At 58.2% G+C, this 19967-nt stretch carries 20 protein-coding genes; 11 read left to right on the plus strand and 9 right to left on the minus strand.

Annotated features, from left to right (window positions below; translation table 11 throughout):
* Window positions 1–87 precede the first annotated feature (87 nt).
* From VF694_RS15780 to pyrF, 7 genes are all read left to right on the plus strand, one after another.
* The gene (locus VF694_RS15780; protein WP_131070858.1) at window positions 88–789 is read left to right on the plus strand and encodes a pirin family protein; all 702 of its coding nucleotides are present in this window, start codon (window positions 88–90) and stop codon (window positions 787–789) included.
* A gap of 312 nt (window positions 790–1101) precedes the next feature.
* The gene (locus tag VF694_RS15785; protein ID WP_240209511.1) at window positions 1102–2247 is read left to right on the plus strand and encodes a GGDEF domain-containing protein; all 1146 of its coding nucleotides are present in this window, start codon (window positions 1102–1104) and stop codon (window positions 2245–2247) included.
* Between the two features lie 120 nt (window positions 2248–2367).
* Window positions 2368–3795, plus strand: a complete 1428-nt coding sequence (iaaH, locus tag VF694_RS15790) for an indoleacetamide hydrolase (RefSeq protein WP_003802350.1) — start codon at window positions 2368–2370, stop codon at window positions 3793–3795.
* Window positions 3796–4116: 321 nt separating this feature from the next.
* Entirely contained in the window at window positions 4117–4404 is a 288-nt protein-coding gene (locus tag VF694_RS15795; RefSeq protein ID WP_003802352.1) for a co-chaperone GroES, read from the plus strand.
* Between the two features lie 34 nt (window positions 4405–4438).
* The gene (groL, locus tag VF694_RS15800; protein WP_003802354.1) at window positions 4439–6085 is read left to right on the plus strand and encodes a chaperonin GroEL; all 1647 of its coding nucleotides are present in this window, start codon (window positions 4439–4441) and stop codon (window positions 6083–6085) included.
* Window positions 6086–6239: 154 nt separating this feature from the next.
* Window positions 6240–6623 carry a diacylglycerol kinase gene (locus VF694_RS15805; protein ID WP_003802355.1) on the plus strand — a complete coding sequence of 128 codons (384 nt, stop codon included), beginning with the start codon at window positions 6240–6242 and terminating at the stop codon, window positions 6621–6623.
* Between the two features lie 5 nt (window positions 6624–6628).
* Window positions 6629–7456: an orotidine-5'-phosphate decarboxylase gene (gene pyrF, locus VF694_RS15810; RefSeq protein ID WP_003802357.1), complete on the plus strand. Its 828-nt coding sequence runs from the start codon at window positions 6629–6631 to the stop codon at window positions 7454–7456.
* A gap of 220 nt (window positions 7457–7676) precedes the next feature.
* On the opposite strand, the gene VF694_RS15815 is transcribed toward pyrF, so the two are convergent.
* Both VF694_RS15815 and VF694_RS15820 read right to left on the minus strand, forming a co-directional pair.
* On the minus strand, window positions 7677–8939 hold the full coding sequence (locus VF694_RS15815) for a CaiB/BaiF CoA transferase family protein (protein WP_440164884.1): 1263 nt from the start codon (window positions 8937–8939) through the stop codon (window positions 7677–7679).
* A gap of 25 nt (window positions 8940–8964) precedes the next feature.
* Window positions 8965–9951, minus strand: a complete 987-nt coding sequence (locus tag VF694_RS15820; protein WP_440164886.1) for a Bug family tripartite tricarboxylate transporter substrate binding protein — start codon at window positions 9949–9951, stop codon at window positions 8965–8967.
* 149 nt (window positions 9952–10100) lie between these two features.
* Between VF694_RS15820 and VF694_RS15825 the strand changes: the two genes are divergently transcribed.
* Window positions 10101–10901: an IclR family transcriptional regulator domain-containing protein gene (locus VF694_RS15825; protein WP_440164888.1), complete on the plus strand. Its 801-nt coding sequence runs from the start codon at window positions 10101–10103 to the stop codon at window positions 10899–10901.
* Between the two features lie 8 nt (window positions 10902–10909).
* Here the strand turns inward: VF694_RS15825 and VF694_RS15830 are convergent, their stop codons facing one another.
* The 6 genes from VF694_RS15830 to ribBA are packed head-to-tail and all read right to left on the minus strand — an operon-like array spanning window position 10910 to window position 15088.
* A complete protein-coding gene (locus tag VF694_RS15830) occupies window positions 10910–11416 on the minus strand; it encodes a CinA family protein (protein WP_440164889.1) in 507 nt (168 codons plus the stop codon).
* A complete protein-coding gene (locus tag VF694_RS15835) occupies window positions 11413–11934 on the minus strand; it encodes a phosphatidylglycerophosphatase A family protein (RefSeq protein ID WP_440164890.1) in 522 nt (173 codons plus the stop codon). The genes VF694_RS15830 and VF694_RS15835 overlap by 4 nt, the downstream gene beginning before the upstream one ends.
* Before the next feature lie 9 nt (window positions 11935–11943).
* Window positions 11944–12906 (minus strand): thiamine-phosphate kinase, encoded by a 963-nt coding sequence (gene thiL, locus VF694_RS15840; protein WP_440164891.1) that lies wholly within the window; start codon window positions 12904–12906, stop codon window positions 11944–11946.
* A 13-nt stretch (window positions 12907–12919) separates the two neighbouring features.
* Window positions 12920–13435: a transcription antitermination factor NusB gene (nusB, locus tag VF694_RS15845; RefSeq protein ID WP_051010438.1), complete on the minus strand. Its 516-nt coding sequence runs from the start codon at window positions 13433–13435 to the stop codon at window positions 12920–12922.
* Window positions 13389–13907 carry a 6,7-dimethyl-8-ribityllumazine synthase gene (ribH, locus tag VF694_RS15850; protein ID WP_003802371.1) on the minus strand — a complete coding sequence of 173 codons (519 nt, stop codon included), beginning with the start codon at window positions 13905–13907 and terminating at the stop codon, window positions 13389–13391. The genes nusB and ribH overlap by 47 nt, the downstream gene beginning before the upstream one ends.
* Window positions 13908–13921: 14 nt before the next feature.
* Window positions 13922–15088 carry a bifunctional 3,4-dihydroxy-2-butanone-4-phosphate synthase/GTP cyclohydrolase II gene (gene ribBA, locus VF694_RS15855; protein ID WP_003802373.1) on the minus strand — a complete coding sequence of 389 codons (1167 nt, stop codon included), beginning with the start codon at window positions 15086–15088 and terminating at the stop codon, window positions 13922–13924.
* A gap of 115 nt (window positions 15089–15203) precedes the next feature.
* Between ribBA and VF694_RS15860 the strand changes: the two genes are divergently transcribed.
* Window positions 15204–16031: an IclR family transcriptional regulator gene (locus VF694_RS15860; RefSeq protein WP_003802374.1), complete on the plus strand. Its 828-nt coding sequence runs from the start codon at window positions 15204–15206 to the stop codon at window positions 16029–16031.
* Window positions 16032–16151: 120 nt separating this feature from the next.
* On the plus strand, window positions 16152–17681 hold the full coding sequence (locus VF694_RS15865) for a CYTH and CHAD domain-containing protein (protein ID WP_415301897.1): 1530 nt from the start codon (window positions 16152–16154) through the stop codon (window positions 17679–17681).
* Window positions 17682–17819: 138 nt separating this feature from the next.
* On the opposite strand, the gene ftsY is transcribed toward VF694_RS15865, so the two are convergent.
* Window positions 17820–18902 (minus strand): signal recognition particle-docking protein FtsY, encoded by a 1083-nt coding sequence (gene ftsY, locus VF694_RS15870; protein ID WP_415302358.1) that lies wholly within the window; start codon window positions 18900–18902, stop codon window positions 17820–17822.
* 415 nt (window positions 18903–19317) lie between these two features.
* On the opposite strand from ftsY, the gene rsmD reads away from it, so the two are divergent.
* Window positions 19318–19947: a 16S rRNA (guanine(966)-N(2))-methyltransferase RsmD gene (gene rsmD / locus VF694_RS15875; RefSeq protein WP_003802377.1), complete on the plus strand. Its 630-nt coding sequence runs from the start codon at window positions 19318–19320 to the stop codon at window positions 19945–19947.
* Window positions 19948–19967 lie beyond the last annotated feature (20 nt).

A 19967-nucleotide genomic window follows, 5' to 3' on the forward strand; every position in this document is an offset into this window, starting at 1 on the left:
GAATAAATACTATGCTATTGATTCTATTTTATTACGCCAACAAGCGGCCTAGAATGTTTTTCAATACGCAAAATCAAGGAGCGCATCATGATTGAACATCGGCCTTTTAATGAACTGGGCGGCGCCAACCACGGCTGGCTGGACGCCAAGCACCATTTTTCCTTTGCCAATTATTACGATCCCGCCCGGATGGGCTGGGGGGCGCTGCGTGTCTGGAACGATGACACCATCGCCTCCAATACCGGTTTTCCCCCTCACGATCATGCTGACATGGAAATCATCACGTATGTGCGTGAAGGGGCCATCAGCCACCAGGATAGCCTGGGCAACAAAGGGCGCACCGAAGCAGGCGATGTGCAGGTCATGAGTGCCGGCACCGGTATCCGGCATGCCGAGTACAACCTGGAAAGTGTCACAACCCAGATTTTCCAGATCTGGATTCAGCCAGCGCGCCGTGGCCTGCCTCCCGCATGGGGTGCCAAACCTTTTCCCAAAGCGGAGCGCTCGGGTCAGTTTGTGGCCTTGGCCAGCGGTTTTGACAGTGACACGGAAGCCTTGCCCATTCGGGCCCAAGCCCGGGTACTGGGAGCGACCCTGCAAAAAGGTCAGCGCACCAGCGTATCGCTGCCAGCCGGCCATCTGGCCTATCTGGTGCCTGCCAAAGGACGGGTTTTGGTCAATGGACTCGAATTAAATGCCCGTGACGGGGCCGCGATCCGCCAGGAAACGTTCCTGGATATTCAGGCGCTGGACGATGCAGAGCTGGTATTGGTTGAAACAGCACCATAAAAAAAGTGGTCGCAGCCTGCCAAGGGGGGGCCACGACGGCTCCCCCCTTCTTTATTGACACGAGGGACCCCGTTAGCGGCAGGACTGGTTCTGCTTTGGGGTTTAAAGCGGGCTGATACTTCCCCGCAGTCTGTTCCTGCAAGCGCCTAATTACCTGCCCAGTCTCGAAAAAGATGCATAAAGCAGATCAAAACGTCCTCTTTTGCACGATTAAAGTGTTTGTTCTCAAGCATCAAACGTTTGTCACACGGCAATATCGTTACAATTGTTGTAACGCCGGTTTTTAACCTTTTTTATTGCACGTCACTTACCGTGTCCTCACCCAATCAGTATTTCGTTCTGATCGTCCCTGCCTGTGCGGCTTTGCTGGGCATCGCCATGATCTACTGCTGGAGCCGCCTGCGCGATCACCGTTATCTGCTTTGGATTGCCAGCGGTTATATCGCCACCGCCATTCCCATGGGCATTCACAGCCTGATGCCCACCGAGCTGCTGGCCCGCTGGACCCTGCCCTTATCTTCCATGTATCTGCTGGGGGTATGGGCAATGGCCCAAGGGGTGGCCTTACGCTTTGGAGGGCGCAGTCATGCCGGCGGGGCCTGCCTGATCATGGCCACGACCTTGGGCCTGCTCTTTTATTTTTCCCGCGTCGATGATCAACTGTGGCTGCGTTTGCTGATCCTGAATTCGGGCCTGGCCTTGCTGGTTGCCTTGCCGGCCAAAACCATCCTGTATGGACACGCACCCACTCTGCCCCTTCGTACCTTGCTGCGGGCCTCCTACCTGATCGTACTGATCTATGCCTTTATCCGCGTTGCCATTTTGGCGACCGTGATTCCCCATGATGGGCAATTGGAACTGACTCGCTCGGGCTTTTGGCTGCTCATGCTGGCAACCAATATGTTCATCAGCATCTGGCTGGCGCTAGCCATCCTGACCAGCACGGCCATGTCCATTGTTCAGACGCTGGACCATGAACGCAGCCGGGACCCGCTGACGCGTCTGCTCAACCGCCGTGCTTTTTTTGAACAGGTCAAAAAACGCCTGGAACTGTATGGTCACAACGGCTGGGCCGTGCTGACCTGCGATCTGGACCATTTCAAGTCACTCAATGACACCTGGGGACATGCCGCTGGTGACCGGGCCCTGAGGGAATTCGGAGCCTTGCTGGCTCGGACGGTCCGACAAGACGATCTGGCAGCCCGCTTCGGCGGCGAAGAGTTTGTCATGCTGATACGCAGCACCAGCCTGCATACGGCCGTCCTGGTGGCCGAGCGCCTGCGCAGCAGTGTGATGAATCTGCCCATTGCCGCTACCGCCCATACGCTGACAGCCAGCTTCGGAGTCGTGCAGCTCAACAGCAATGGCGACATCAACCAGGCGATTGAACAGGCAGACCGGCTTTTATACGAGGCCAAACATGCTGGCCGCAACAAGGTCATTTGGCGAGCAAGCTAAGCCCAGTCCTGTGCTTGCTGATACCCTTAACGTCTCTTTTTATTCAAGACAGCCCTTATAGAGGCTGATTGATTTCACGATCACAGGCAGGGGCCAGTACCGGCCCCCAGGAGAGACTCCATGGCATTGACCGAACTTAGCGCCAGCGAACTGCTGGCAGGGCTGGAAAAGCAGCAATTTAGCGCCCGCGAAATTGCAGAAGAGCTGCTGCAGCAATCCCAGAAAATGGCCCATCTGGGCGGTCTGGCGCACCTGGACCCGGCGCTGTTTTATCAGCAGGCCGATCAATCCGACGCACGCCGCGCCCGTGGCCAGGCTCTCGCCCTGGACGGCGTACCACTGGTGTTGAAAGACAACCTGAACACCACCGACATGCCCACCACCTCCAGCACGGGCGCGCTACAAGGCCGTTTTCCTCTCCAGGATGCGCAGATTGTCAGCCAATTGCGTCAGGCTGGTGCCGTCCTGCCGGCCAAAGCCGTGATGCATGAGCTGGCCTTTGGCATTACCACCAACAATGCCACCACAGGTCCGAGCCGCAACCCGTATGATCCCAACCGCATTCCCGGTGGTTCGTCTGGCGGTACGGCTACCGCCGTTGCTGCCCGTCAGTTTCCCGCTGGCCTGGGCACCGATACCGGCGCCTCGGTCCGTTTGCCTGCCTCCCTGTGTGGCTTGTACGGCTTTCGTCCCACGGTAGGCCGATACTCGGGCCAGGGCATTGTGCCCCTGTCTCCCACCCGCGATACGGCAGGCCCCATGACGCGCAGCCTGGCGGACATCAGTTTGCTGGACTCCGTTCTGTGCCAGAAAGCCCCCTCCCTCATTGCCACGCCGTCCTTGAAAGAACTGCGTCTGGGCGTGCCGCGTGATAGTTTCTGGAAAAATCTGGATGCGGGCGTGGCTAAGGTCACCCTGGCATTCCTGGATGATCTGCAAAAAGCCGGGGTGACCTTGGTAGAGGTCGACCTGTCGCCACTATTGGCCCGGAATGCCCGTGTAGGCATGCCGATTGTGCTGTACGAGACCTTGCAGACCTTGCCTTTATACCTGGCTGAAAACAAGTACGGCATTGGGCTTGACGAGCTGATTGCGGGCATCAACAGCCCCGACGTGAAGGAAATCTTTGATGCCATAACGGGCGACTACACCATCAGCCAAGAGGCTTATGAAGAAGCTCTGAACCTTGACCGCCCCCTGATGCAGCAAGCTTACACCGACCTTCTGCGCAGCTCCGACATCAGCGGCCTGATCTTCCCGACGACTCCTCTGACAGCCTGCCCGATCGGCGACGATGAAACCACCCTGCTCAACGGCAAGGCGGTGCCTACCTTCAATACCTATATTTCCCGCACGGATCTGGGCTCCAACCTGGGCGCACCGGGCATCTCTTTGCCTGTCGGCCTGTCGGCAGGTTTGCCGGTAGGCATATTGGTCGAGGCCGATATTGGCGCGGACGATCACTTGCTGGCCCTGTGCCGGGCTATCGATCCGTTGTTGCCAGCGACACCCGCGCCAGACTTGAGCGCAGGCGCAAGCACGGTCTGAACCTGTGGGGAGCGACGCCCGTAGCCTGGCAGGACGTTGAAGCAAATTGAAAGAGGCCCCGCCCGATCTGCCCTGACATGAATAAACGCGTATGCTGAAGGGGGACGAACCGCAAAGCAGGATGCTGACGCTTGCCGTCGCCAGGCCTTTGTGTCCCCTGAAGCTCCACGCCCCAGGACAAATATGTAACAACACGACCCGGGTGCTCTTGAAATTAGAAAAGTCGTCCCTATAATTAGCACTCGAAGGGGCAGAGTGCTAAAACGCCTCGCCCCCAAAATCGGACCAACAACTAAAGTCATCTTAAACAGGAGTTTCTCCATGGCACTGCGTCCTTTGAACGATCGCGTGATCGTCAAGCGTCTGGACAACGAACGCACCACCGCTTCCGGTATCGTTATCCCCGAGAGCGCGACTGAAAAGCCCGATCAAGGCGAAATCCTGGCCGTTGGCCCCGGCAAGAAAACCGAGGACGGCAAGGTTCTGGCGCTGGACCTGAAGGTCGGCGACAAAGTTCTGTTTGGCAAGTACTCCGGCCAATCCGTCAAGATCGACGGCGAAGAGCTGCTGGTGATCCGCGAAGAAGAAATCTTCGCCGTGATCGAATAAGTACCGCCAACGAAAATTCAATAGGATTCAAACCATGACTGCAAAACAAGTTTACTTCGGCGACGACGCACGCACCCGCATCGTACGCGGCGTCAATGTTCTGGCTAACGCTGTTAAGACCACCATGGGCCCCAAAGGCCGCAACGTTGTTCTGGACCGCTCCTTTGGCGCTCCTACCGTGACGAAAGACGGTGTGTCCGTTGCCAAGGAAATCGAACTGAAAGACAAGTTCGAGAACATCGGTGCTCAACTGGTTAAAGAAGTTGCTTCCAAAACCTCCGACAATGCCGGTGACGGTACCACGACCGCTACGGTTCTGGCCCAGGCCATCGTTGAAGAAGGCCTGAAGTTTGTTGCCGCCGGCATCAACCCAATGGACCTGAAGCGCGGTATCGACAAGGCTGTCAGCGTAGTGGTTGACGAACTGCGTCAACTGTCCCGTCCTTGCACCACCAGCAAGGAAATCGCTCAGGTCGGTTCCATCTCCGCCAACAGCGACCACTCCATTGGTGAAATCATCGCCAATGCCATGGACAAAGTGGGCAAGGAAGGCGTGATTACCGTTGAAGACGGCAAATCCCTGGAAAACGAGCTGGACGTGGTCGAAGGCATGCAGTTTGACCGCGGCTACCTGTCCCCTTACTTCATCAACAACGCTGACAAGCAAGTTGCTGTTCTGGACGATCCGTTTGTTCTGATTTTCGACAAGAAAATCTCCAACATTCGTGACCTGCTGCCCGTACTGGAGCAAGTTGCCAAGACCAGCCGTCCTTTGCTGATCGTTGCTGAAGACGTGGAAGGCGAAGCTCTGGCAACTCTGGTTGTGAACAACATCCGCGGCATCCTGAAGACAACCGCTGTCAAGGCTCCTGGCTTTGGCGATCGTCGCAAGGCCATGCTGGAAGACATCGCTATCCTGACTGGCGGTACCGTGATCTCTGAAGAAACCGGTATGTCCCTGGAAAAAGCGACGCTGGACGACCTGGGTCAGGCCAAGCGCATTGAAGTGGCCAAAGAAAACACCACGATCATCGACGGCGCTGGCAACGGCACCGACATCGAAGCACGCGTGAAACAGATCCGCGTCCAGATCGAAGAGTCCACCTCCGACTACGACCGTGAAAAACTGCAAGAGCGCGTGGCCAAGCTGGCTGGCGGTGTTGCCGTGATTCGCGTGGGTGCTGCCACCGAAGTCGAAATGAAAGAGAAGAAAGCCCGCGTTGAAGACGCCCTGCACGCAACTCGCGCAGCCGTCGAAGAAGGTATCGTTCCTGGTGGTGGCGTTGCACTGATCCGTGCTCGCGCTGCTGTTGCCGAACTGAAGGGCGACAACACCGATCAGGACGCCGGCATCAAGCTGATCCTGCGTGCTATCGAAGCTCCTTTGCGCACCATTGTGACCAACGCCGGCGAAGAAGCCAGCGTGGTTGTGAACCAAGTGGCCAGCGGCACCGGCACCTACGGCTACAACGCCGCTACCGGCGAGTACGGTGACCTGGTCGAGCAAGGCGTCCTGGACCCCACCAAGGTAACTCGCACTGCCCTGCAAAACGCAGCGTCGATCGCCAGCCTGTTGCTGACTACCGAAGTGGCTGTTACTGAAATCGTGGAAGACAAGCCTGCTGCTGCCATGCCTGACATGGGTGGCATGGGTGGCATGGGTGGCATGGGCGGCTTCTAAGCCATCTATCCGTACCCCGGTCCGGGCAGAAATTGATCACTTCTGCCCTGATCGCTACGCTTTTAGTTCAAAAACCGGATGGATTTTTCCATCCGGTTTTTTTTCGTTCAAGCAAACCCCTATAATCAGGGCACTTCAATCTGCAGCTTCCTTCATGTCAGACTCTCCGTTCAAAAGCAAAGGTGGTTTGGGCCGCCTATTCAATGCCTTGCGCTACTCCGGCCAAGGTCTGGCTGCCGCCCTGCGCCATGAGGCCGCCTTTCGTCAGGAACTGGCGCTGGCCGTCATCCTGACACCGCTGGCATTCTGGCTGGGAGAAAGTCCCGTGCAGATTCTGGTCCTGCTGGCCACACTGGTCTTTGTGCTGGTGGTCGAACTGTTGAACTCGGCTCTGGAGGCATTGGCCGACTCCATTACCCTGGAGCATCACCCCTTGATCGGACGGGCCAAGGACCTGGCCAGCGCCGCCGTCCTGCTATCCCTTATTTTTGCTGGCGCCGTCTGGCTCAGCTTTTTATATAGCCGTTTACTTTCCTGATTCCCATGACATTCATAGAAAAACTGAACCGTGCCTGGACGGACAACCAATCCATGTTGATGGTGGGTCTGGACCCGGACCCTGCCCGTCTGCCTTTGGAGCTGGCCGGCAAACCCGGAGCGATTTACGAATTTTGCAAGGCGATTGTGGATGTTACCGCCGACTACACCTGTGGCATCAAACCGCAGATCGCCTACTTTGCCGCCCAGGGCGCCGAGGATCAGTTGCAAGACCTGTGCGACTACATCCGCAACCGCTACCCCCATCTGCCCATCGTGCTCGATGCCAAGCGCGGAGACGTAGGCTCAACGGCAGAGCAGTATGCTCGCGAAGCCTTTGAGCGCTATCGCGCAGACGCCGTCACAGTCAGTCCTTATATGGGTTTTGATTCCGTCGAGCCTTATCTGGAACACCAGGACAAGGGCGTAATCGTGCTGTGCCGTACCTCCAACCCCGGTGGTTCTGACCTGCAATTCATGGAAATGGCTGACGGCACTCCCTTGTATCTGCATGTAGCCAGCCTGGTCGCAGAGAAGTGGAACACGAATGGTCAATGTGCTCTGGTGGTTGGCGCCACCTTCCCTGAAGAAATTGGCAAAGTCCGTGCCCGGATTGGTGATATGCCATTGCTGGTACCTGGCATCGGCGCGCAAGGAGGGGATGTAGTCGCCACCGTGGCCGCTGGCATGGACTCACAAGGCAACGGCATGATGATCAATTCCTCGCGTGCCGTCCTTTACGCCAGCCGCAGTGATGACTGGCGGGACGCCGCACAGGCCGCCGCCATTGCCACACGCAATGCCATTAACGATGCCCGCAATAAACAACGCTGAACCCTGTATCTCGCCACTTGTTAAAGCAACAGGCAGCCGGTGCCTCAGCCCAGGCACCGGACCGCAGCGACAATCGCGAAAATAAGGACAGAAATGATGGGGACTGTGGTGGCGACCGAGACAAGGACAGGAATCGCGCCAGCCACCCTCTATCAATAAAAAAAGCCCTGTTCATCGAGATACCATCTCGATGAACAGGGCTTTTCACCAGGCGCTCGATTCAGCCAAGCGAAGGCTGCTGTTTTTCACGCCACTGTTTCAGCTCAGGACTCTGAGCGCCCAGCAGACTCTCCAAAGCCTGATCGGTATGCTCCCCCAGCTGGGGCGGAGCCATGCGATAAGAGACCGGGCTATCCGAAAAACGCATGGGGCTGGCTGTCATGCTGACTTTTCCCGCCTGACTATGGTCCAGCTCAATACGCATCTTACGGGCCTGCACCTGCGGGTGCGAGAACACCCCATGCAGGTCATTGATCGGCCCGGCTGGCACGCCAATCTTGTCCAGAGCTTCCAGCCAATAAGCACTAGGATGCTTCTGCATTGCGGAGCTCAGGATTTGCTCCAGCTCATCACGGTGCTTGACCCGCTGACTGTTAATGTTGAAACGCGAATCCTCAACAATCTCCGGGTGACCAATCGCTTCGCAGTAAGCCGCGAACTGACGGTTATTACCGATGGCCACAATGATGTGACCATCTTCTGTCGGAAACACCTGATACGGCACCAGATTCTGGTGGGCGTTGCCTGCCCGCCTGGGTGCCTGCCCGCTGACTAGATAGTTCATATTCTGGTTTGCCAGCATGGCAACCTGACAATCCAGCAGGGCTATATCAATATGCTGCCCCAGGCCGCTGCGCGTGCGCTCGAACAAGGCAGCCAGAATGCTGCTGGTGGCATACATGCCCGTCATCAGGTCCGCCACGGCAACCCCCGCCTTCTGGGGGCCACCACCGGGCTTGTCATCACGCTCGCCCGTCAGGCTCATCATGCCACCCATGGCCTGGATCATGAAGTCATAACCCGGACGCTCGGCATACGGACCTGTCTGGCCAAACCCGGTAATCGAGCAATAAATCAGGCGAGGGTTGATTGCTTTCAAGCTGGCGTAGTCCAGCCCGTATTTAGCAAGGCCACCCACCTTGAAGTTCTCCACCAAAATGTCGCATTCCCGTGCCATGGCACGCACCACGTCTGCCCCTTCCTGGCTGGCAATGTCCAGACTGATCGACTGCTTGTTACGGTTGGCCGACAAGTAATAGGCCGCCTCAGCCGTATCTTCCCGATCGGGGGTCTGCAAAAAGGGAGGGCCCCAGGCGCGCGTGTCATCACCCGTTTCGGGACGCTCGATCTTATATACATTGGCCCCCAGGTCCGCCAGGTTCTGCGTACACCAGGGACCGGCCAGAATCCGGGTCAGGTCCAGAACCCGGATTCCCTCCAAGGGGGCGGGACGCCTAGCATCACAGGGCTGCTGATCGCTCACGTTACAGTGCTCCATTTAACAACCATTAGTCCAGCGTGATACTGGCTTGCTTGATCAGACTGCCCAGCTTCTCGTTCTCCTGTTGCAGAAACGCGGCGTACTCGGCAGGAGTGGACGACTTGATCTCCACGCCTTGGCGGCGAAACGTTTCCACAAACTCGGCATTCTGGCTGACGGCTTTCATGGACTGGCTCAAACGCTCCACAATTTGGGCCGGGGTGCCGCTGCTGACATGAAAACCAAACCAGGCCGTCACGTTATAGCCCTGGTCCAGACCCAGTTCCGCAAACGTGGGGACCTCTGGCAACAACGAGGAACGCTCGGGCCCGGACACGGCCAAGGGACGCACCGTATTGGCGTTGATATGCGTGATCGCCGTTCCCATGCTGTCGAACATGAAAGAGATGTGACCACCGAGCAGATCTGTCATCGCAGGCGCACTGCCTCGGTAGGGAGCGTGAATCACATCAATATCCGCCATCGTGGTGAAAGCCGCTGCCGACAGGTGCGAGGAGGAACCGTTGCCAAAGGAAGCGTAGGTCAATTCTTCAGGATGGGCGCGAGCATACTGAATAAGCTCTTGACCGGACTTGAAGGGGCTTTGCTGAGCGTTCACCACCAACACGTTCTGACCTTCCGCCACCAAGGACACCGCCGTTAAATCCTGCTCAGGCTTGTAAGGCAATTTCTTATAGAGATGGTTATTGACGACGGCCTGACCCACTGCCGCGAGCAGCACGGTGTAGCCGTCGGGCGCGGATTTGGCAACAAAGTCCGTGGCAATAATTCCACTTGCGCCAGGCTTGTTTTCCACGATGATGATCTGACCCAGGTCCTCGGACATTTGCTGTGCGACACCGCGCGCAATCACATCAGTGACCCCACCCGGCGTAAAAGGCACAACCAAACGAATGGGCTTGTCGGGGTACGCCGCCTGAGCACTCAGCGCTGTGAGCAAAACACCTACTCCGGCTAGAAACGGAACCCATTTATGGATCAGAACATTCTTCATGTATCACTCCAAACTTATTTTGTTCGATAATCGAACTTGATTATTAAATTGCTAAGTCTTGTTTTTTTTACAATTTATCATCGATAATTCTCGACAATCCCAACAAGTTCGTTAATCGAACAAAACAAATTTGGCCCCTTCATCTCGCCATGACAAAAACCAAAGAGAGCGCCCCCGCCACCATCAACTACAAAGGCGATCCAGACTATATGCAGTCACTGGCCCGTGGCCTGCAGGTTATTACCGCTTTCTCTGACCGCAGGCGACCCTTGCGCGCCGCTGAAATTGCCTTGAAGACCGGCTTGGCACGGGCCGTGGTACAGCGCTGTCTCTATACCTTGCAGGCGCTGGGCTATGCCGAACAGGATGGGCCGTTCTGGAAGCTGCGCCCCGCCATTTTGCAACTGGGCCATGCCTATTTTTCGTCAACCTCAATCGTCAGTCTGGCCCAGCCCATACTGGACGATTTGAGTGACAGGGTCGGGGAAACCTGCGCCTTGGCGTTGCTGGACGGGGACGAAATTCTGTATCTGGCGCGCGCCCAGCGGCAACGCGTGCTGACGGTCTCTCTGGGCCTGGGAAGTCGTCTGCCCGCGCATTGCACCTCGATCGGACGCATGATGCTGTCCCAGCTGCCACAAAGCAGGTTGGAGGCATATCTGGAACCGGCGCCGTTCAAAATCATGACGCAATACACCGCCCATACGCGCGAAGCCTTGCTACGCGAATTAAAGCAGGTTCAGGAGAAAGACTATTCCCTGATCAAGGAGGAGCTTGAACTGGGTTTGACGGCCATAGGCGTTCCCGTACGCAGCGCCAGCGGACGCGTCGTAGCGGGAATGAGCATCAGCATCAAGGACTGGCAGGACTCGGAAGAAAAGCTGATCGAACGCTGCCTGCCAGAACTTCGTTCGAGCGCCCGGCAGCTGGGTTTGATGCTGCCGGCCTGACGCAGAAATCAGGCGGGATTGAGCATGGTCAGCGCACTGGTCAGCGCATATTCCACGGCCTGCTGACGGACTTGCGCCCGGTCGCCGTTAAAGATGCGGGCAGAAGCACGGGTCACAATCCCATCGCCACGGCGCTGGGCAAAGCCAAAGCACACCAGTCCGACCGGTTTGCCGGGGGTCGCGCCATCCGGGCCGGCAATGCCGGTTGTCGAAATCGCCAGTTCTGCATCCGCGCTGGCTTCGAGCGCACCGGCTGCCATTTCCATGGCGGTCTCTTCGCTGACAGCCCCGAAACGATCGAGGGTTTCCTGGTTGACGCCCAGCTCCTGCACCTTGGCCTTGTTGCTGTAGGTCACCAGGCCGCGTTCAAACCAGGCGCTGGAACCGGGCAAGTCTGTCAGGGCTGCGGCCAGCAGGCCGCCCGTGCAGGATTCGGCACAGGCCACCATCCAGCCACGATCGTTAAGGGCTCGCCCCAAGGCCAGGGCGGCGTTGCCGTGCTCGTGTTCGCTCATGAGAAAACTCCAAAACGTACCAGAACCGCCATCACCAACAAGGTGTACGCTGCGGCCAGCAAATCATCCCACATCACGCCAAAGCCGTTATGCAAACGGCGATCAAAATAGCGGATAGGCGCAGGCTTGAGAATATCAAAGAAACGAAATAACGCGAATGCAATTCCCTGCGCCAGCCAGGTCTGCGGGATCAGCCACAACACCAGCCAGAACGCCACCATCTCATCCCAATTCATGCCACTGTGGTCAGACACGCCCAGATCGTAGCCGGTACGGTGACAGGCCCAGCAGCCCAGAAAAAAGGAAACGGACAGAAAAAGGGCCATATGGGTATCAGTCAGCACGTGCAGACCCAGAACCCACAAAACCCAGGCCAGCACTGTGCCCCAGGTGCCCGGCCCCGGGCGCAATACCCCCGTGCCACCGCCAAAGGCGATCAGACGCCAGGTTTTTTTCACGACCCAATCCAGGGTGGGACGTTGAATAGGATTCAATGAAGGGTCCGGAAAGGTGCTCATGACACAGCCTCAGCCACCAAAATGATCAAAACCGCCCTGGGCAGGAGCAGGATGCAGGCCCTGTTGATCACGCACATACACCCCGCTGCCACGCTGCATGGTGCCCACGCGGCTTAGCGGCACACCCTCGCGCTGGGCCAGTGCCATGACGGACTCTCTTTGCTCGGGCGCTGCCGTAAAACAAAGTTGAAACACATCACCCCCCACCAGTGCCGCTTCGCGTTGCAAGGAGGCAGGCAGTCCCAGCAAGGCGCGGTCCAGCGGCAAGGCATCCCAATCCAGATGAGCGGCGCATTGGCTGGCTGTGGCGATATGCCCCAGATCCTGAACCAGACCGTCGGAAACATCAATGGCGGCGTGAGCCACGCCTGCCAGAGCATGCCCCAGACGATAGGGCGGCCAGGGCTGCTCCAAGGCTGCGCGGCTGGCAGCCAGACGCGCAGGGTCTGCCGTCAAACGTCCTTGCAGCAGACGCAAGGCAATGTCTGCTGCCCCCAAGGTACCCGTCAGCCAGATATCGTCACCTGGCCGGGCCGCGCTGCGCCGCAACGCCTGCCCCGCTGGGACTTCGCCCAGTACCGTAATGCTGATCACGACCCCTTGCCGGCTGCGCGTGGTATCGCCACCTATCAAAGGGCATTGCGCCTGATCGGCCAGTTGGAATAAACCAGCGGAAAAGGCCTCTAACCATGGGGGACGGACGTCAGGCATGGACAAGGCCAGCAGGCACGCCCGTGGCTTAGCTCCCATGGCACCCAGATCCGACAGATTCACCGCCAGCGCTTTGTGGCCGAGCAAGAAAGGGTCGACGTCGGCAAAGAAATGCTGACCTTCGATCAGAAGGTCCACGCTGCTGGCCAGTTGCCAGCCCGGCGTCGGTGTAAAGAGGGCGCAGTCATCGCCCACTCCCAAATAGCCTTCGGGAGCGGGACGATTGAAATACTGCTGGATAAGACCGAACTCGTTCAGCACGGCGCGCCCTGCTTTAGCGGCGGGCCTGCTTGGCGACTTCAGGGGCGCGTACGTCGGCAGCCAGTTTGTCCAGCACGCCGTTCACGAATTTGAAGCCATCGGTACCGCCAAAGGATTTGGCCAGTTCAACCGCTTCATTAATGGCAACACGGTAAGGCACTTCAACGTGATGCACCAGTTCGTAGCTGCCAATCAGCAAGATGCCGTGTTCAATGGGAGAGAGCTCTTCCAAAGGACGGTCCACGTACGGCAAAAAGCGCTCGCGCAGCACGGGGGCCTCGCGCATGACGCCAAACAGCAGGGTTTTGAACCAGGCTGCATCGGCTTCGCCAAACTCCTCGTCACCGCGGATATGGGCGTCGATGGAGGTGGCTTCCTGCAGGCCATCAGCGCCTCGCAACAGCCAGGAGTAGATGCCCTGCAGGGCAAATTCGCGCGAACGGCGGCGCGCGGATCGTCCGTTGGCCTTGGCGGCCGGGACTTTATTTGTCGTCGTCAAGATCTTCGTCCTCGTAATCTTCGTCCTCATCGTCGTCCAGCTCAGGCTCGAGGACGGCGATAAGATTGCCCAGTTCGACCGCTGTACGGGCGCACTCGCGACCTTTTTCAGCAGCGCGAACTTCGGCTTGTTCATCTGTGTTGGTGGTCAGTACCCCGTTGGCAACCGGGATGCCGGTGGCCAGGGAGACCTGGGTAATGGCCGACGCACTTTCGTTGCTGACCACTTCAAAGTGGTAGGTGTCGCCACGAATAACCGCGCCCAGCGCGATCAGGGCATCAAACTCGCCGGTTTCAGCCATCTGGCCCAGCGTGATGCCCAGTTCCAGCGCGCCCGGAACGGACAGAACCGTTACATCACGCTCGTCCACGCCCAAGGCTTCCAGCTCTTTCAGGCAGGCTTCCAACTCGGTCAGGCCGATGGATTCGTTGAAACGCGCACGCACAATACCGATGTGCAGACCTTCCCCATTCAGGTCAGGGGTAACAATGTAAGGATTCATGTTGGAAGCTCCGCTTAGGATTGAGAATCTGGTTCGCTATGGTAACCCGTCACGGTCAATGCAAACCCGGCCATGCTTGGCATTTTACGTGGTCGCGACATTAAACGGGCCTTGCCAACATTGAGGTCACGCAAAATCTGTGCACCAATCCCGTAGGTGCGCAGATCGTTGCGGCTGGAGCGCCCTCGTGGCGCCTGGGCCGGACTGTTCTCGCCCCAGGCCTGGATCTGCTCAAAACCATGTTCCTCGGAGCTTTGGCAGTTCATCAACAGCACCACCCCGCTGTCCGATTGGGCAACCGTACGCAGCGCCACGGGCAAGGTCCAGCTATGCCCCACATCCCCTTCGATCAGTACATCCAGAACCGTAGTCGGTTCATGCACGCGCACCAAGGTTTCCACCTCTGGCGTAATCTGGCCGTGTACCAGGGCCAGATGCAGGCCCCCGGAGGACAGGTCGCGATATGCGTGACACTCGAACTCGCCATACGGTGTCTTGACGGGCTTTTTGTGCAGGCGCTCGATCATGGATTCGTGCTCGCTGCGATATTGGATCAAGTCCGCAATCGTCCCCACCTTGATGCCGTGTTCACGAGCAAAGACCAGCAGGTCCGGCAGGCGGGCCATGGTTCCGTCCGGATTGAGCACTTCGCAAATGACAGCAGCCGGGGTCAGACCCGCCATGGCCGTCAGGTCGCAGCCCGCCTCGGTATGCCCGGCGCGCACGAGCACGCCACCCTTGGCCGCCTTCAGGGGAAAGATATGACCGGGCTGCACCAGATCCGCAGGACGCGCATCACGCGCCACGGCGGCCTGGACGGTGCGGGCGCGGTCAGCGGCGGAAATACCGGTTTCCACGCCTTCCGCCGCCTCGATGGAGACGGTGAAATTGGTGCCAAAGCGCGTGCCGTTGCGCGTTGCCATCAAGGGCAGGTCCAGTTGGCGGCAACGCTCTTCAGTCAGGGTCAGGCAAACCAGACCACGGCCATGCGTCACCATGAAGTTGATCGCCTCGGCATTGACGAACTCGGCGGCCATCACCAGATCGCCTTCGTTCTCGCGGTCCTCTTCATCAACCAGAATGACCATGCGACCTGCGCGCAGTTCCTCAACAATCTCTGGAACGGGAGCGATTGGACTGGTACCCAGGTGACCAGCGTCGGACTGAATTTCTTGATTCATCGTGCTCTTTGCTCAGACAGATAATAATTAAGGCCATTTTACGACACCCGGGCCCCCGCGGGCAGCTTGATTAGTCGGTACACTTAAAGACCGTGTCAATCCGCTCCAAACCTCTATGACCGAACCCATTTTGCCTGCTCTGGACGAAAAACGTCGTCGCATCCAATCCATTGAAACAGGTTTTGGCCTGTTGAAAGTGCTGGTGGACAGTGGTCAGCCCATGATGTTGCGCGATCTGGCCACTCGGGCAGGCATGAGCTCGGCCAAGGCCCACCCTTATCTGGTCAGCTTTACCAATGTAGGACTGGTACAACAGGCGCCGGCTACCGGACTGTACGAGCTGGGGCCTTTTGCCTTGCAGATGGGGCTGGTCAGCCTGCAAAGTCAGAACCCGCTCAAGATCGCCCTGCCTGTGGTGCAGGCCTGGGCTTCGCGCATCGGCCATACCTTGGGCGTGGCGGTGCTGGGTTCGCATGGCCCCACCATGGTTCACATCAGCGAGGCCAGCTACCCCGTGCATGTGAACATGCGTTGTGGAACCGTGATGTCCATGTTGCACACGGCCACCGGCCATGTCTTTGCCGCCTGGTTGCCCCCGGAAGTGGCCCGCCACTATATCGAGCGCGAGGCGGGCGACAGCGCCGTTGTCACCAGTATCAGCCCTTTGCGCCCCGCCCCCAAAGCACTGACAGCCATGTTGGAAAAAATCCGTGAACAAGGGGTGGCTCAGGCGTTGGGCAACCCCCTGCCGGGTATTGATGCCTTGTCCGTTCCCGTGTTCGATCACTCCGGTCATATTGTGCTGGCTCTGACCAGCCTGGGCCCGAGCACCTTGTTTGATGCCAGCCTGGACAGTCCTATCCTGGCTCAGTTGCGACAGTGTGCCAGCAGCATCTCTCATCAGCTCGGTTGGCGTGACCCTTTGGACAGACCCTCTTTGTAAGCGCAGACACGCCTGCAAACATTTATACGGGGTGTCCGCACTTCAAGTTTGTTGGCTTTACATGCAAAATAAGCGTTTTATCCGCCCACCTCTTGTGGGTGACACCTCGAGTGCGATGCTGTGCTAGAACAAGAACTGAAATTTTTTGTACCCGAGAGTGCCCGTCCCGGTTTATTAGCCGCTTTTGACGCGGTACGAACGGGTAGCATTACCTTGAACGCCATCTACTTTGATACCCCCGAGCGCGAACTGGCGCTATCGGGTATCGCTCTGCGACTGCGCAAGGAAGGTGAGCAATGGGTTCAAACCGTCAAGCTGCCCGGTCCCGATACCCTGTCCCGAATTGAGATCAATCATCCTCGACCAGGTCCCGAACTGGACCTGAGCCTGTATCAGAACACCCCGGCACAGGCCGCCCTGGCCCGGCACTCCGGGCAGATTCAGGCCCGCTACCAGACGCGGATACAACGTGAGCTGGCCCGAATCAGGCAAGGACAGTCTGAACTGGAGCTGGCCTACGATGTGGGCCATATCGAATCCCAGGGCCTCAAGCTCTTGGTCAACGAACTGGAAATCGAGCTCATCAGCGGTGAAAGCCTTGCCATGTTCGAGCTCGGGCAGCGCTGGCTGTACAAGCACGGCCTGATCCTGGAAATGCGCAGCAAGTCTGAACGAGGCGATGCACTGGCCAGTCTGGTGGATCGGCGCCGAGCCAAATCCGAGAGCCTGGACTTGTCTCCCTCACAAGTGGCCGCTGCCTTGACGCGCAAGGCGTACGACCTGCCCAAACCCCATGTTGTCGACGCCAAGGACCTGGAGCAGTTCTACTGTCTGAGCGCCACCATGAGCCTGGAGCAGGTCATTCGTAATGCGGCCCTGCTGGCAGGCGTGGATGGCATCCGCCCGGACGTCGCCCGCCAGGCTGATTATCTGGCCTTGATGCGTGTGGGCCTGCGCCGTCTGCGCTCCTGCCGCAAGCTGTTCAAGATGTGGCTGTCGGCCAGTGAAGGCTATGCCAACACCCGGTTGACCCATTATTTCGGCTTGTTTGGCAAGGCACGCGATCATGATCTGGTGCATCTGGAGATCACTCCCTTGTTACTGAAAGCAGGCATGCCAGGCCCCGCTCCGCAGCCCCAACCTGCCCACCTGGAACACGACCCCGTTCAACTGGCCAGTGCCGCCGAATTCCAGTCTTTGCTGCTGAGTAATCTGCAAAGTCTGATCTGCGGCCCCACGCTGGAACTCAATGGCGTGCCGGAGCCGCAAAACCTGATCGAGGCACGCATCAGCCGCTGGTTTCAGACGATTCAGTTGCGCAGCCAGCGCTTTGCACAGATCAGCCAGGACAAACAGCATCGCCTGCGTAACCGAATCAAAAGCCTGCGTTATTGCCTGGAGTTTTTACCCAGCGCGGCCGACAAGCAAGGGTTGCACAAGGTCTTGCGCGAGTGTCAGGCCCTGATCGGAGCCGTAACGGATGTCGATGTTGCGCTGGACTGGTATGCACAACATGCTGCCAATCCCGAGCAGGCGCAGTTCGCACGTCAGTGGCTGACCCATGCTCGCCAGGGTCGTGCGGCCCATGCCCAGCATGCCCTCAATGCCTTGGATCAGCATCAGCCGCACACTGAGCTGCTGCGACGCTAAAGGCCCCGCGAGGGAAGAAACGATCCTGCAGCAGTAGCGTGCTGGGTAGCTACACGGTGAGCACGGGCGAATAGCGCAAAAAAAAACCGGCGATCCCCTTAAAAGGATATCGCCGGTTTTTTTTTATCAGGCGTGAACTTAGGCGTTCATACCCAGCAAGGCCGAAGCAAACTCGCGCGCCACAAACGCTTGCAGATCCTGCATACCCTCACCCACCCCAATCCAGTACACAGGAATGGGTCGAACGCCCTGAGCACAGGCGGCAACCGCCGCTAGCGTCCCGCCTTTGGCCGTGCCGTCCAGCTTGGTGACCACCAGGCCCGTCAGACCCAATGCCGCATCAAAGGCACGAATCTGGGAGATCGCATTCTGTCCGGTATTGCCGTCCACAACCAGGAGTATTTCGTGTGGCGCCTGGCCGTCCGCCTTGCCGATGACGCGCTTGATCTTTTTGAGCTCTTCCATCAGGTGCAGTTGAGTCGGCAAGCGGCCCGCGGTATCCACCATGACCACCCCCATATCTCGGGCACGGCCCGCGTGTACTGCATCAAACGCCACGGCGGCGGGGTCTCCCCCGTCCTGGGCAATCACACTGACGTTATTGCGCGCCCCCCATTCAATCAGTTGCTCACGCGCCGCCGCACGGAAGGTATCGCCCGCCGCCAGCAGGACTTTTGCGCCCTGCTCCTGAAAGGTGTGCGCCAGCTTGCCAATGGACGTGGTTTTACCCGCACCGTTAACACCGGCAATCATGACCACCAGGGGTTTGCCCGAACCGAGTGGAAAGGACTTCTCCAAGGGCTTCAAATGATCGGTCAGGATGTCACACAGAATTTGCTTGACCTGGGCTGCATCGCTGACTTTTTCCTTGCGTACACGCGCACGCAAGGCGGTAATCAGCTTTTCCGTTGCCTCCACGCCGGCATCGGCCATCAATAAGGCATCTTCCAGCTCCTCAAACAAGGTTTCATCAACCTTGGCACCGACAAACAGACTGCTCAGACTTTGACCGGTGCGCGACAAGCCCTGTTTCAACCGGGACATCCAGGAGGTTTTCACCACAGGAGCGGCGGCTTCTGGTTCTGGGGTCGGAGCTGGTTCAGGTTGTGGCGCGGGGGCCGGTGCGGGAACAGGAGCAATCTCTGGCTCTGGTTCTGGTTTTGGCTCCGGTTCAGGGATCGGTTGCACCTCGGGCTCAGGAGTCCGATCTGGCTCCGGCACAGGTTGCACCTCCGGCTCAGGGGTACGAACGGGTTCAGGTACAGGCTGTACTTGCGGTTCGTAGACACGCGCAGGCTCGGGTGTCGGAACACTGGCAGGGGTCGGTTGTGGCACCTCTGGCTGCGTGGGCGTAGACTGCGAGGCAGCGCGATGTTCAGCCTGACTGGCTGCCTGGCGATCCAAAGCCACAGCAGGCGGGACTGCCGGCGTTTGAACTGGCGTGCTTTGCTCCTGCGCTACCGCAGGGGATGCGTCTGCCGCGTCAGCCTCGGGCTGGGCAGGAGAAAGCGGCTCGGTCAGCTCCGTTTGAGTGACTTGTGGCTCTGGCTTGGCCTTCTTTCTTTTAAAAAAACTGAACATACGATTTACACTAGAAAATTCTGTTGAATGACCACATTATCCGATCAAAGCGCTAATGAGAAAACATGCTGTCCGTATTGTAGGTGGGGATTATCGCCGCACACCCATTTCAGTGGTCGACGCCCCCGGTTTGCGGCCCACTCCGGATCGTGTGCGCGAGACGCTATTTAACTGGCTCAACCACTTCTGGGGCGGACAATTCAGCGACAAAAACGTGCTGGACCTGTTCGCCGGCAGTGGCGCCCTGGGGTTTGAAGCCGCCTCGCGCGGTGTCGCCTTTGTGCAAATGGTGGAGCGTCACGGGCCGGCTGTGGCCAATTTACGCGCTTTGCGCACCAAGCTGAAAGCCGAACACGTCCGCATTCATGCCGGTGACGCCCTCCATATTCTGGAGCGCAGTCAGATGCGCTACGATCTGGTCTTTGTGGACCCGCCCTTTGCACGCGACTGGATGGAACGTATCTGGCCCTTGCTGCCCAATGTGCTGGCGCCGGACGCACTGGTTTACATTGAGTCCGAAACCCCTATACAAGCCCCGGCTCAATACGGGATACTACGACAGGATAAGGCAGGGCAGGTACATTATCATTTGCTGCGATTTGCTGCGATGCAAAAAACAGTCAATAATGCCGAATTTTCCGGGACGCCTGCGCCGCTCTCCCCGGACTCCGACCTGCCAACTTGAACCCCTTACGCGGATGCACC

Source organism: Alcaligenes sp. Lyrl_28 (genome assembly GCF_051948705.1).
Classification (GTDB): Bacteria; Pseudomonadota; Gammaproteobacteria; order Burkholderiales; family Burkholderiaceae_B; genus Alcaligenes; species Alcaligenes ammonioxydans.